The 12,015-nt window shown below is 71.4% G+C and carries 12 protein-coding genes; 6 read left to right on the top strand and 6 right to left on the bottom strand.

The features are described 5' to 3' along the window. Positions 1–24: 24 nt before the first annotated feature. The 3 genes from ACZ7HT_RS00385 to ACZ7HT_RS00395 all read right to left on the bottom strand — a co-directional run bounded on the left by ACZ7HT_RS00385 (position 25) and on the right by ACZ7HT_RS00395 (position 2,723). Positions 25–714, bottom strand: a complete 690-nt coding sequence (locus tag ACZ7HT_RS00385) for a histone deacetylase (RefSeq protein ID WP_471158181.1) — start codon at positions 712–714, stop codon at positions 25–27. A gap of 93 nt (positions 715–807) precedes the next feature. Beyond that, entirely contained in the window at positions 808–1,296 is a 489-nt protein-coding gene (locus ACZ7HT_RS00390) for a GNAT family N-acetyltransferase (protein WP_471158183.1), read from the bottom strand. A gap of 65 nt (positions 1,297–1,361) precedes the next feature. Next, positions 1,362–2,723, bottom strand: a complete 1,362-nt coding sequence (locus ACZ7HT_RS00395) for a glutamine synthetase family protein (protein WP_015033133.1) — start codon at positions 2,721–2,723, stop codon at positions 1,362–1,364. Positions 2,724–3,016: 293 nt separating this feature from the next. On the opposite strand from ACZ7HT_RS00395, the gene ACZ7HT_RS00400 reads away from it, so the two are divergent. The 5 genes from ACZ7HT_RS00400 to ACZ7HT_RS00420 all read left to right on the top strand — a co-directional run bounded on the left by ACZ7HT_RS00400 (position 3,017) and on the right by ACZ7HT_RS00420 (position 7,188). After that, the gene (locus ACZ7HT_RS00400) at positions 3,017–3,352 is read left to right on the top strand and encodes a hypothetical protein (RefSeq protein ID WP_471158186.1); all 336 of its coding nucleotides are present in this window, start codon (positions 3,017–3,019) and stop codon (positions 3,350–3,352) included. An 89-nt stretch (positions 3,353–3,441) separates the two neighbouring features. Continuing rightward, positions 3,442–4,119 (top strand): DUF3105 domain-containing protein, encoded by a 678-nt coding sequence (locus ACZ7HT_RS00405; protein WP_471159010.1) that lies wholly within the window; start codon positions 3,442–3,444, stop codon positions 4,117–4,119. A 2-nt stretch (positions 4,120–4,121) separates the two neighbouring features. Further along, positions 4,122–4,751 carry a DUF305 domain-containing protein gene (locus ACZ7HT_RS00410; RefSeq protein ID WP_471159012.1) on the top strand — a complete coding sequence of 210 codons (630 nt, stop codon included), beginning with the start codon at positions 4,122–4,124 and terminating at the stop codon, positions 4,749–4,751. Positions 4,752–4,875: 124 nt separating this feature from the next. Further along, positions 4,876–5,295 carry a CBS domain-containing protein gene (locus ACZ7HT_RS00415; protein WP_471158188.1) on the top strand — a complete coding sequence of 140 codons (420 nt, stop codon included), beginning with the start codon at positions 4,876–4,878 and terminating at the stop codon, positions 5,293–5,295. A 132-nt stretch (positions 5,296–5,427) separates the two neighbouring features. Next, entirely contained in the window at positions 5,428–7,188 is a 1,761-nt protein-coding gene (locus tag ACZ7HT_RS00420) for an NAD+ synthase (RefSeq protein WP_471158190.1), read from the top strand. Between the two features lie 12 nt (positions 7,189–7,200). Here ACZ7HT_RS00420 and ACZ7HT_RS00425 read toward each other — a convergent pair whose 3' ends face one another. The 3 genes from ACZ7HT_RS00425 to ACZ7HT_RS00435 all read right to left on the bottom strand — a co-directional run bounded on the left by ACZ7HT_RS00425 (position 7,201) and on the right by ACZ7HT_RS00435 (position 11,026). Next, complete coding sequence (locus tag ACZ7HT_RS00425) at positions 7,201–8,223, bottom strand: endonuclease/exonuclease/phosphatase family protein (RefSeq protein ID WP_471158191.1); 1,023 nt, start codon at positions 8,221–8,223, stop codon at positions 7,201–7,203. A 197-nt stretch (positions 8,224–8,420) separates the two neighbouring features. Further along, entirely contained in the window at positions 8,421–9,062 is a 642-nt protein-coding gene (locus ACZ7HT_RS00430) for a TetR/AcrR family transcriptional regulator (protein WP_471158193.1), read from the bottom strand. Positions 9,063–9,370: 308 nt separating this feature from the next. Next, a complete protein-coding gene (locus ACZ7HT_RS00435) occupies positions 9,371–11,026 on the bottom strand; it encodes a DHA2 family efflux MFS transporter permease subunit (protein WP_471158195.1) in 1,656 nt (551 codons plus the stop codon). A 208-nt stretch (positions 11,027–11,234) separates the two neighbouring features. Here ACZ7HT_RS00435 and panB point away from each other — a divergent pair. Further along, a partial coding sequence (gene panB / locus ACZ7HT_RS00440) for a 3-methyl-2-oxobutanoate hydroxymethyltransferase (protein ID WP_471158197.1) occupies positions 11,235–12,015 on the top strand: 781 nt, incomplete at its 3' end.

Here is a 12,015-nt window from a genome sequence, read left to right on the forward strand (position 1 = left end):
GCCCCGCCGGCGGTGGGAACTCGTTCATGACCTTCCAGGACCCGGACGGCAACGGCTGGGTCGTGCAGGAGGCCCCGTCGGAGCTGTCGGAGCGCTGAGGCCTGCCACGGCCTCAGCCGTCCAGTGCCCGGCGGCTCCGGGGCGGGACGCGAGGTAGGCGGCGATGTCGGCGTGCGGCCACGCCCCGGTGTCGGCGAGCCCGGCCACCAGGTGCCGGAGGTAGGCGGCGGAGGGTGCCGTGAGCCCGCCGTCGTCCGGCATCGGCCAGGGCGCGGTGAACGTCACCGCCGGGATCCCGTCGAGGAGTCCCGGGCACACGAGGGTCTCGTACCGTCCGGTCCCGAGGGCGCAGAGCCCGGTGTCGAGGGCCTCGGCCAGATCGAGGTCGGCGCCGGGCTCGCGGTACATCTCCTGGGCGGCGATGTCCGAGAACTGCCCGGCCGTCAGGAGGTGGGCGACGCCCCAGACGGTGCCGTCCGCCGCCGGATCGTAGAAGGCGCAGCCGCCGCCCCACACGGGTGATTCGGTCGCGAAGTACACCCGGCCGGGCAGCACGACCGGCACGGACCGCTCCGGCGGGCGCCGGTCCCGGCACCCGGGGAGCTCCCGCGCCCCGCCGGGCGGGCACCCGCCGTCGAGGTAGTACCGCAGGCGCTCGGCGTGCGTGTTGGAGCCGTAGGCGGCGTACCAGACGCGGGGCGGGGTCTGAGGCATGAGGCCCGACGCTAGCGCGGGCGGAGCCGTACGGGCGCCAGGGGGCGCGTCGTGTCGGTCAGGCCGCGAGCCCGGCCTGACCGCAGGACACCCCTAGAAAGCCCGGTAGAAGTGGCGGAGCTGCTCGTCCTCGGCGACGCACGGCATCCCGGCGGCCTCCATCACCCGGTGGGAGGCCGGGTTGTCCAGGTCGGCGTCCCCCTTGACCCCGGCGACGCCGGCCGTCCGGGCCACTTCGAGGATCGCCCGCAGCGCCTCGGAGGCGTAGCCCTTTCCGCGTACGGAGGGCACGAGGCCGTAGCCGATGGTGGCGACCCCGAGCTCGTCCGGCGGCCCGTGGAAGCCGATGCCGCCGACGGCGACGCCGTCGAGCCGTATCTGGTAGTTCCGGAACACCCCCGGGTCACCGCGCTCGGCGAGCCCGCGCAGGAACCCGGTGGCGGCCCGGACGTCGCCGTCCTCGGGGTACTCCGCTCCCCAGCGGTCGCCGTCCCCGGACTCCCGCGCGACGATGCGCTTGGCCTCGTCCTGGCTCAACGGATGCAGCACGAGCCGCGCGGTGGCGACTGATTCGATCTTCACCGCGGCAGTCTGAACCGCCCACCGTGACCCCGGCAACCGGGTTTCCGACCCGGCTCGCACAGGCCTCAGAGCACCGGCAGGTTCTTCCGCAGCTCGAAGGCCGTGACCTCGGAGCGGTACTCCTCCCACTCCTGCTTCTTGTTGCGCAGGAAGAAGTCGAAGACGTGCTCGCCCAGCGTCTCCGCGACCAGTTCGCTCTTCTCCATCAGGGCGATCGCCTCTCCCAGGTTCTGCGGGAGCGGCTCGATGCCCATCGCGCGGCGCTCCGCGTCGGAGAGCGCCCAGACGTCGTCGTCGGCGCCGGCCGGGAGTTCGTAGCCCTCCTCGATGCCCTTGAGACCGGCGGCGAGGAGGACCGCGTAGGTCAGGTACGGGTTGGCGCCCGAGTCGATGGAGCGGACCTCGACGCGCGACGAGCCCGTCTTGCCCGGCTTGTACATGGGGACGCGGATGAGCGCGGAGCGGTTGTTGTGGCCCCAGCAGATGTACGAGGGGGCCTCGCCGCCCGAGCCGGCCGTGCGGGAGGAGCCGCCCCAGATGCGCTTGTACGAGTTGACCCACTGGTTGGTGACGGCGGAGATCTCGCCCGCGTGCTTCAGGAGGCCCGCGATGAAGGAGCGGCCGACCTTCGACAGCTGGTACTCGGCGCCCGACTCGTAGAACGCGTTCCGGTCGCCCTCGAAGAGGGAGAGGTGGGTGTGCATGCCCGAGCCGGGGTAGTCAGAGAACGGCTTCGGCATGAACGTGGCCTGCACGCCCTGCTCCAGGGCGACCTGCTTCATGACCAGGCGGAAGGTCATGATGTTGTCCGCCGTGGAGAGGGCGTCCGCGTACCGCAGGTCGATCTCCTGCTGGCCGGGCGCGCCCTCGTGGTGGGAGAACTCCACCGAGATGCCCATCGATTCGAGCATGGTGATGGCCTGGCGGCGGAAGTCCATGCCGACGTTCTGCGGGGTGTGGTCGAAGTAGCCCGAGTTGTCGGCGGGGGTGGGCCGGGTGCCGTCGAGCGGCTTGTCCTTCAGGAGGAAGAACTCGATCTCGGGGTGGGTGTAGAAGGTGAAGCCGAGGTCGGAGGTCTTGGCCAGGGCCCGCTTGAGGACGTAGCGCGGGTCGGCGAAGGACGGCGAGCCGTCCGGCATGAGGATGTCGCAGAACATCCGGGCCGTGCCGGGGGCCTCGGCGCGCCACGGCAGGATCTGGAAGGTGCCCGGGTCCGGCTTGGCGATCATGTCGGACTCGTAGACGCGGGCGAAGCCCTCGATCGCGGAGCCGTCGAAGCCGATGCCCTCGTCGAAGGCCTGCTCCAGCTCGGCGGGGGCCACGGCCACCGACTTCAGGAAGCCGAGCACGTCGGTGAACCACAGCCGTACGAAGCGGATGTCGCGCTCTTCGAGCGTCCGGAGCACGAATTCCTGCTGCTTGTCCATTTCCACACCCATCCTTGCTGGTCAGGCCGCCTGCTCCCACCGCCTCCGGTACATCGGGGGGCACCTGAGCATCCCACCACATGGTTTCGCGCACGTTGCACACCCATACTGCCTGCTCGGGTGTGACTCAGGTAACGGGGGAACGGCCGGATCGGGGTGGTTGTTCGCCCGTCCGGTGTCCGCCTTTCGGTACCGGGTGGTACCCCGTTCGGCCCACGGAGGCCTCTCGCCCACTACGATCTGCGCCCATGGGGGCCCCACGGCTCGTACGCCCGTCCCGACACGCGCGTCCCATGGCACTGGTGAGTGCCGTGGCGACGCTCCTCGCCGCACTCTTCCTCTGTCTGGGGACCGCGCGGGGGCCGGAGCACCGGGACGCCCACCACCAGGAGGGTCCGAGGGCCGCGGGTGTCACCGGCGAGTACACCTGCCCGTACGACCAGGGCGGCTGTTCCCTCTTCCCCTCGCTCTCCCCCGCGGTGCTCGGCGCGCCGCCGCTCGACCCCCCGCTCCAGGCGGAAGGCGGGCCGCCGCGTCCGGCGCCGCCCTCGGGTGACGGGCAGGCGCGCCGCTCGGACGCCCGGCCGCGCGCGCCGGACCTGCACGTCCTTCAAGTTCTCCGGACATAGCGGCGGCGGGCGCCCCGCCCCGAGGCGGGCCCCGCCCCCGCATGTCCCCCCCGAACTCCACCCCACTCCTGAAGAAGGACGACCTCACCATGGCCGCTTCCCGCTCCGCCACCGCCGACCGCCGCGCCCGAATAGAGGAGATGCGCCGCGCCGAGCAGGCCCGCGAGCGCCGCAACCGCTTCCTCACCATCGGCATCTCCACCGTCGTCGTGCTGGGCCTCGTCGGCTTCGGCTCGTTCGTGCTGATGAAGAAGTCCGACGAGCAGGACGCGAAGGACGCCGCCGCCAAGGCGCCCATCGCGGCCGAGAAGACCTGGGACCCGAAGAAGCTCGGCCGCAACCACGTCACGACGACCGTCACGTACCCCATGAAGCCGCCGGTCGGCGGTGACCACAACCAGGTCTGGATGAACTGCGACGGTGTGGTCTACGACAAGAAGATCCCCGACATGAACGCCGTGCACTCGCTGGAGCACGGGGCCGTCTGGGTGACGTACAACAAGCAGGCCTCCCAGGCCGACGTGAAGAAGCTCGCCGACAAGGTCGGCAAGACCAAGTACTCGCTGATGAGCCCCATGGACGACCAGACCGGGGCGATCATGCTGTCCGCCTGGGGCAAGCAGGTGACCGTGGACGGCGCGGACGACCCGCGGGTCGACGCCTTCTTCACGAAGTACGTGAGCGGTCCGCAGACCCCGGAGCCGGGCGCGGCCTGCACCGGCGGCCTCGACGGCAGCGGTCAGGGCGGCGCGGGGATGGGCCGGTGAGGCTGAACCGTACGCAGGGGGCGGCGGTCGGCGCCGTCGTCCTGGCGCTGCTGTTCGCCGGGGGCGCGGTCACCGTCGCCTCCGCCGACCGCGACGAGGCCCCGGCCACCCCGGTCTCCTCGTCCGCGGACGCCGGCTTCGCCCGGGACATGGCCGTCCACCACCAGCAGGCCGTCGAGATGTCGTTCCTCGTCCGGGACCGGACGAAGGACGAGGAGGTCCGCCGGCTCGCGTACGACATCGCCAACACCCAGGCCAACCAGCGGGGCATGATGCTCGGCTGGCTCGACCTGTGGGGGCTGCCGAAGAACGTGTCCGGGGTCGAGCCGATGGCCTGGATGGGCATGGACATGGGCGGTTCGGCCGACGCGGACACCCTGGACGGGGCCCTGATGCCGGGCATGGCGACCAACGCGCAGCTGGACGAGCTGCGCAAGGCCAGTGGCCGGGACGCCGAGGTCCTGTATCTGCGGCTCATGACCGCGCACCACAGGGGCGGGGTCCACATGGCCGAGGGCTGTGTCCAGAAGTGCTCCGTGGACATCGAGCGGAACCTCGCGCAGGGCATGGTCGACGCGCAGACGTCCGAGATGGCGCTGATGGCGGACATGCTGAAGAAGCGCGGGGCCTGACGCCCCCGTCCGTGACCGGCCCGGCCCCCGTGACCCGCTGCGGTCGCGGGGGCCGGGCCGTCCGACCGACAATGGGTGGGCTCGGGGATTCGTACGACACGTTCGAACGAAAGGTACGCACCCCATGACCACGGCGAAGGACATCATGCATTCCGGGGCCCAGTGGATCCCGGCACACGAGACGCTCGACCGTGCCGCGCAGATGATGCGCGACCTGAACGTGGGCGCACTGCCCATCGCCGACAAGAACGAACGCCTGACCGGGATCATCACGGACCGTGACATCGTCGTCGGCTGTGTGGCCATGGGCCACGACCCGTCGAAGATCACCTGCGGCGAGATGGCGAAGGGCACCCCGCGCTGGGTCGAGTCGAACGACGATGTGAGCACCGTCCTGCAGGAGATGCAGAGCCACCAGATCCGGCGGCTGCCGGTCATCGAGAACAAGCGGCTCGTCGGCATGATCAGCGAGGCCGATCTGGCCCAGCACCTCTCGGACGACCAGCTCAAGGCGTTCTGCGAGAGCGTCTACGCCGCGTCCTGACCTCTCCCCGCCTTTCCGTACGACCCTGTGGCCCGGCGGCCCGGTAGTGGGCCGCCGGGTCCTCGTGCGTCAGCGCGGTACTCGGCCCCGTTTCCCAGGACATAGCGTCGGTCTGACGATTACACTGGGCGGGTGCCTCAACTACGCCTCGCCCTGAATCAGATCGACTCGACCGTCGGAGACATCGCCGGGAACGCCGAGGCGATCGTGCACTGGACCCGGCACGCCGCCGGGCAGGGCGCGCATCTCGTCGCGTTCCCCGAGATGGCGCTGACCGGATATCCCGTCGAGGACCTCGCGCTGCGCTCCTCCTTCGTCGAGGCGTCCCGGACGGCCCTGTACGCGCTCGCCCGGCGGCTCGCGGACGAGGGGTTCGGGGAACTGCCGGTCGTCGTCGGCTACCTCGACCGCTCCGACCGGGCCGAGCCGCGGCTCGGCCGGCCCGCCGGTTCGCCGGAGAACGCCGCCGCCGTGCTGTACGGCGGCGAGGTGGTGCTGCGCTTCGCCAAGCACCACCTGCCGAACTACGGCGTCTTCGACGAGTACCGCTACTTCGTACAGGGCGACACCCTCCCGGTCGTCCGGGTCCACGGAGTCGACGTGGCCCTGGCGATCTGCGAGGACCTGTGGCAGGACGGCGGCCGGGTCCCGGCGACGCGCACCGCCGGAGCGGGCCTGCTGCTCTCGGTCAACGCCTCGCCGTACGAGCGGAACAAGGACGACACCCGGCTCGAACTGGTCCGCAAGCGGGCCCAGGAGGCCGGGTGCGTCACCGCGTACCTGGCGATGACGGGCGGTCAGGACGAGCTGGTCTTCGACGGCGACTCGATCGTCGTGGACGCGGCCGGTGAAGTGATCGCGCGCGCCCCGCAGTTCGTGGAGGGCAGCGTGATCCTCGATCTGGAGCTGCCCGCTGCGGAATCCAAGGCCCCTGAGGGCATCGTGGACGACGGGCTGCGGATCGACCGGGTGGTGCTGTCGGAGGAGCCGCTGCCCGCGTACGAGCCGGAGCTGACGGGCGGTTACGCGCACCGGCTCGACGACGACGAGGAGATCTACTCGGCGCTGGTGATCGGCCTACGGGCGTACGTCGCGAAGAACGGTTTCCGCTCGGTGCTCGTCGGGCTCTCCGGCGGCATCGACTCGGCGCTCGTCGCGGCCATCGCCTGCGACGCGCTCGGCGCGGACCAGGTGTACGGGGTGTCGATGCCCTCGAAGTACTCCTCCGACCACTCGCGCGGCGACGCCGCCGAACTGGCCCGCCGCACCGGGCTGCACTTCCGCACCGTGCCGATCGAGCCGATGTTCGACGCGTACATGGGCGCGCTCGGGCTCACCGGCCTCGCCGAGGAGAACCTCCAGTCGCGGCTGCGCGGCACGATGCTGATGGCGCTCTCCAACCAGGAGGGGCACATCGTCCTCGCACCCGGCAACAAGTCGGAGCTCGCGGTGGGCTATTCGACGCTGTACGGCGACTCGGTCGGCGCGTTCGGGCCCATCAAGGACGTCTACAAGTCGACCGTCTTCCGGCTCGCCCGCTGGCGCAACCGGGCGGCCGAGGAACGCGGCCAGACCCCGCCGATCCCGGAGGCCTCGATCACCAAGCCGCCCAGCGCCGAGCTGCGCCCCGGCCAGGTCGACACGGACTCGCTGCCGGACTACGACGTCCTCGACGCGGTCCTCGCGCTGTACGTGGACCAGGACCAGGGCCGGGACGCCATCGTGGCGGCCGGGTTCGACGAGGAGCTCGTGACCCGGACGCTGCGGATGGTGGACACGGCGGAGTACAAGCGGCGCCAGTACCCGCCGGGCACCAAGATCTCGGCGAAGGGCTTCGGCAAGGACCGGCGGCTGCCGATCACGAACCGCTGGCGGGAGACGCCGGCCGGCTGACCGCCGGGAAGGTCAGAGCTTCACCCGGGCGGCGAGCGGCAGATGGTCGCTCGCCGTCTCCGGCAGGGCCCAGGAGGACATCGGCTCCACGCCCTTGACCATGATCTGGTCGATGCGGGCCATCGGGAACGAGGCCGGCCAGCTGAAGCCGAAGCCGTCGCCCGCCGCGCCCTGGGTGGAGCGCAGCTGCGAGGTGACGGCGTTCAGGGCGCGGTCGTTCATGGTGCCGTTGAGGTCGCCGAGGAGGACGATCCGCTCGTGCCGGTCCTTGGAGATGGCCTCGCCGAGCGCGTTGGCGCTGTCGTCGCGCTGGTTGGCGGTGAAGCCGGCGTTCAGCTTGACCCGTACGGACGGCAGATGGGCCACGTACACCGCCACCTCGCCCTTCGGGGTGACGATCGAGGCGCGCATGGCGCGGGTCCAGCCCAGGCGGATGTCGACGGGCTGCGCGGCGCGCAGCGGCAGCCTGCTCCAGAGTCCGACCGTGCCCTGGACGGAGTGGTACGGGTAGGTCTCGGCGAGGCCCTTCTCGTAGACCGGGACCATGTCGCCCTTCAGCTCCTCCAGGGCGAGCACGTCGGCGCCGGAGGAGGCGAGCGCACGGGCCGTGCCCTCGGGGTCGGCGTTCTCGGCGTTCACGTTGTGGGTGGCGACGGTCAGGTCGCCGCCGGGGGCCGACTTGTCGGCGACGAGACCGCCGAAGAGGTTGAGCCACACCAGGGCCGGCAGCAGCAGGGTGATCAGCGCGGTGGCGGACCGGCGCACCAGGGCGAGCACCAGGAGCAGCGGCACGAAGAGGCCGAGCCAGGGCAGGAAGGTCTCGGTGAGGCTGCCCAGGTTGCCGATCCGGTTGGGGATGTCGGAGTGGAACACCATGAGCAGCGTCAGTGCGACGGCGATCACCGCGAGGAGGATGCCTCTGCGCCAGATCCCCGGGTCGTGGCGGAGCCCGTCGAGCGCGGTCCGGAACCGGGACCGGGGGCGCCCGCCCCCCGCGCCGCCGTGGTCGGTCTCCGTCATGTCCACCCGTGCCATCGCACTGTCCTCACTGCCTTGCTGCCGTGCGTCCCGCTCCGTGACCCGACGTCGACACTAGGCGATGACGGGTCCGTCGTACTCACCCAGGGACGACACCGGTGCGCGGCGGGTTCCTGCAGGTGGCACGGGCGGGCAGGCTGTGACAGAACGCGCACATTCGTGCCGGTCTCAGCGCCGGGTCTCAGCGCCGGGTCTCAGCCCCGGGGGCGCAGGCCCTCCATGACGGCGTCGACGACGCGCTCGGCGAGATCCGGCTCCAGGGTGGCGCCGGGCCGGATGACGGTACGGAGGAGCAGGGGGCCGGTGAAGAGGTCGTTGACGAACTCGACGTCGAGGTCGTCGCGGATCTCCCCCAGCTCCATGCCGCGCCGCACCGTGTCCAGGCCCATGCGGCGGCGGGGTTCGATGACGGTGTTCTGGTAGGCGTCCCACAGCTTGGGATAGGCCTGCATCTGCGAGAACACGCTGTGGAGCAGGGCGGAGGAGCGCTTGGCGAGGCCGCGCTGCCGCAGCATCTCCAGGAGCATGACGAGGTCGTCCCGGACCGAGGTGCCGGTCAGCACCGGGTCCTGGGGCTCCACGGAGCGGAGCAGCTCGACGAAGAGCTCCTCCTTGCCGGGCCAGCGGCGGTAGATGGTGGCCTTGCCGACGCCGGCGGTACGGGCGATCCGCTCGATGGACAGCTCGGCGAGCGGGACGCCCTCCTCCAGGAGCCCGCCGACCGCGTCGAAGATGGCCTGCTCCACGGCCTCGGACCGCGGCCGCCCCCGCCGGGCCGCCTCCGGCGGGGCGGGCCCGTCGTCGTGGGCTTCGGGGATGCCGCCTTGCAGGGACACGTGCGCTCCGTCTCGTCCGGGTACTGCCTGTCGCCCCCCGATTCTCCCCCGATCCCCACCCCGACGCGGGCCCGCGTCCCGTCCCGCCGTTGTGGGCAATCGTTCCGCTGGGGCGGAAAGGGTGGGCACAACGGACCCGCGCCCTGCCGGCGCCAGAGGCTCTCGCGCCCTGACCCGCACGTGCGGTGCGGCGCGCAACGTGGTGCGGGTCCAGGCGCGGAACGCGGAGGCGCCGCTAGGGGGCGCCGTCCCGTGTGCCCACCCGTCCCGCCCCAGCGGGACGATTGCCCACACGGGGGGTGGCGGGGCTAGCCCGCCGTGGCTGAGGTCGGGGCCTGGTCCGGGGCCTGGCCCGGGACCACTCCCTGGCCCGGGGCCGCGGCCGCGCCAGCGCCCGCGCCGCCCCCCGCAGGGCCCCGGCCCGGGAGGAACGCCGCGACCACCCCCGCGCCGATCAGGCCGATCACCGCCGACGCGATCGCCGTGACGTGCATCGCGTCGAGGAAGGCCGTGTACGCGGGGGCGACCAGGTCCTTGCCCGCCGGGCCGAGCTTCGCCGCGATCGCGAGCGTCGCCTCGATGGACTCGCCCGCCGTGTCGCGCAGGGCCGCCGGGACGCCGCCGAGGTGGCCCTCGATCTCGCCGCGGTACGTGGAGGACAGCACCGAGCCGAGGACGGCGACGCCCAGCGCGCCGCCGACCTGCCGGAAGGTGTTGTTGACGGCGGAGCCGGAGCCCGCCTTCTCACGGGGCAGCGCCTGCATGATCGAGACGGTCACGGGCGGCATGATGTGCGCCATGCCCGCGCCCTGGAGGAAGAAGACGACTTCGAGCGCCCAGACCGGGGTCGTGGCGTCGAAGAGGGCGAAGGCCGCGAGGCCGAGGGCGACGAGCAGCATGCCGGCGGTGCAGACCGCCCGCGCGCCGAAGCGCTCGACGACGAGCCGGGCCCGGGGCGCGAAGACCATCTGCGCGACGGCGAGCGGCAGGATGAGCAGGCCGGACTCCAGCGCGGTGTAGCCGCGGACGCTCTGCAGGTAGAAGGCGGAGAAGAAGGTCACGCCCATGAGGGCGAAGAAGACGAGCGCGATCGCGGCGACGGCCGCCGAGAACGCGGGCTTCTTGAAGTACGACATGTCGATGGCCGGGTGGTCGCTGCGCCGCTCGTGGAGGACGAAGACGGCGAGGACCGCGAGGCCGCCGAGGACGGGCGCGAGGACGGTGACGTCGGTGAAGCTCGCCAGCTCGCCGCCGCGGATGATCCCGTACACGAGGAGGACGAGTCCGACGACGGAGAGCAGCACGCCGGGTATGTCGATCCGGCCGGGGTTCGGGTCCCGGGAGTCGGGCACGATCCACAGCATCAGGGCCAGGGCGAGGACCACCACGGGCACGTTGACGAGGAAGATCGATCCCCACCAGAAGTGTTCGAGGAGGATGCCGCCGGTGATGGGGCCGATCGCGATGGCGAGTCCGACGCTGCCGGCCCAGATGCCGATGGCCTTGGGCTGCTCGTCGCGCTCGAAGACGTTCATGAGGACGGCGAGCGTGGCCGGCATGACGAACGCGGCGCCGAGGCCCATGACGGCCCGGTAGGCGATGAGCTCGCCCGGGGAGCCGGAGAGCGCGGCGAGGGCGGAGCCGATGCCGAAGACGGTGATGCCGAAGAGGAGCACCTTCTTGCGGCCGAGGCGGTCGCCGAGGAGTCCTGAGGTGAAGAGGAGTCCGGCGAAGACGAGCGTGTAGGAGTTGATGGACCACTCCAGCTCGCTCTGGGTGGCTCCGATGCCGGTGGGCGCGGGCGCGGCGATCGTCTTGACGGCGACGTTCAGGATGGAGTTGTCGAGGACGACGATCAGCAGGCTGAGCATGAGGACGCCGAGGACGGCCCAGCGACGCCGGTGGACGGCCTCGGGGACTCGGGGCCCGGCGGGCATGGCGGGTGCGGTGGACGGCTGTGACATGAGCACCACCCTAGGGCAATTTCGATACGAGACCGTCTCGTATCGAAAAACCGGGGAGAATCTTTACGTTGTCGCCGTGTGAACACGTTGCCGCCGTGTGAACAGCGCCACTCCGGCCCACTTCCCCGCCCGCCCGGCGAGGTGCCACCATGGACATGGTCCGGGGACGCCACAGGGCGCCTCGAGATGACAAGAGGAGCCGTTCACCATGACGCTTCAGGCTGCCCAGAAACCGCCCGCCGACAGCGGCAAGACGCTGTACGGCGGCAAGGGCACGCGCCGCATCACCGTCCACGACATCGCCGCAGCCAAGGTCCGCGGCGAGAAGTGGCCGATGCTCACCGCCTACGACGCGATGACCGCGTCGGTCTTCGACGAGGCCGGCATCCCGGTGATCCTCGTCGGCGACTCGATGGGCAACTGTCACCTCGGCTACGAGTCCACCGTGCCCGTCACGATGGACGAGATGACCTTCCTGTCCGCCGCCGTCGTCCGGGGCACCAAGCGCGCCCTCGTCGTCGGCGACCTCCCGTTCGGCTCGTACCAGGAAGGGCCCGTCCAGGCCCTGCGCAACGCCACCCGGCTCGTCAAGGACGCGGGCGTCGGCGCGATCAAGCTGGAGGGCGGCGAGCGCTCGCTGCCGCAGACCGAGCTGCTCGTCCAGGCCGGCATCCCCGTCATGTCCCACCTGGGGCTCACCCCGCAGTCCGTCAACACCATGGGCTACCGGGTGCAGGGCCGCTCCGACGAGGCCGCCCACCGGCTGCTCAGCGACGCCAAGGCGGCGCAGGACGCGGGCGCCTTCGCGCTCGTCCTGGAGCTCGTACCGGCCGAGCTGGCCGCCGAGGTCACCCGCTCGCTGCACATCCCGACCATCGGCATCGGTGCCGGCGCCGGCAACAACGCGCAGCGCCTCCCGCGGAACGACACAACCGGCCTGACCAACGGCAAGGCGCCGCGCTTTACCCAACAGCAAGCCCAACTCCGCG

Source organism: Streptomyces sp. NPDC037410 (assembly GCF_055602235.1).

Bases quoted from the DNA above. Each gene is read 5' to 3' on its own strand.
- ACZ7HT_RS00385 (WP_471158181.1), bottom strand. From the start codon at position 714: ATGCCTCAGACCCCGCCCCGCGTCTGGTACGCCGCCTACGGCTCCAAC.
- ACZ7HT_RS00395 (WP_015033133.1), bottom strand. From the start codon at position 2,723: ATGGACAAGCAGCAGGAATTCGTGCTCCGGACGCTCGAAGAGCGCGAC.
- ACZ7HT_RS00400 (WP_471158186.1), top strand. From the start codon at position 3,017: ATGGCACTGGTGAGTGCCGTGGCGACGCTCCTCGCCGCACTCTTCCTC.
- ACZ7HT_RS00405 (WP_471159010.1), top strand. From the start codon at position 3,442: ATGGCCGCTTCCCGCTCCGCCACCGCCGACCGCCGCGCCCGAATAGAG.
- ACZ7HT_RS00415 (WP_471158188.1), top strand. From the start codon at position 4,876: ATGACCACGGCGAAGGACATCATGCATTCCGGGGCCCAGTGGATCCCG.
- ACZ7HT_RS00425 (WP_471158191.1), bottom strand. From the start codon at position 8,223: ATGGCACGGGTGGACATGACGGAGACCGACCACGGCGGCGCGGGGGGC.
- ACZ7HT_RS00435 (WP_471158195.1), bottom strand. From the start codon at position 11,026: ATGTCACAGCCGTCCACCGCACCCGCCATGCCCGCCGGGCCCCGAGTC.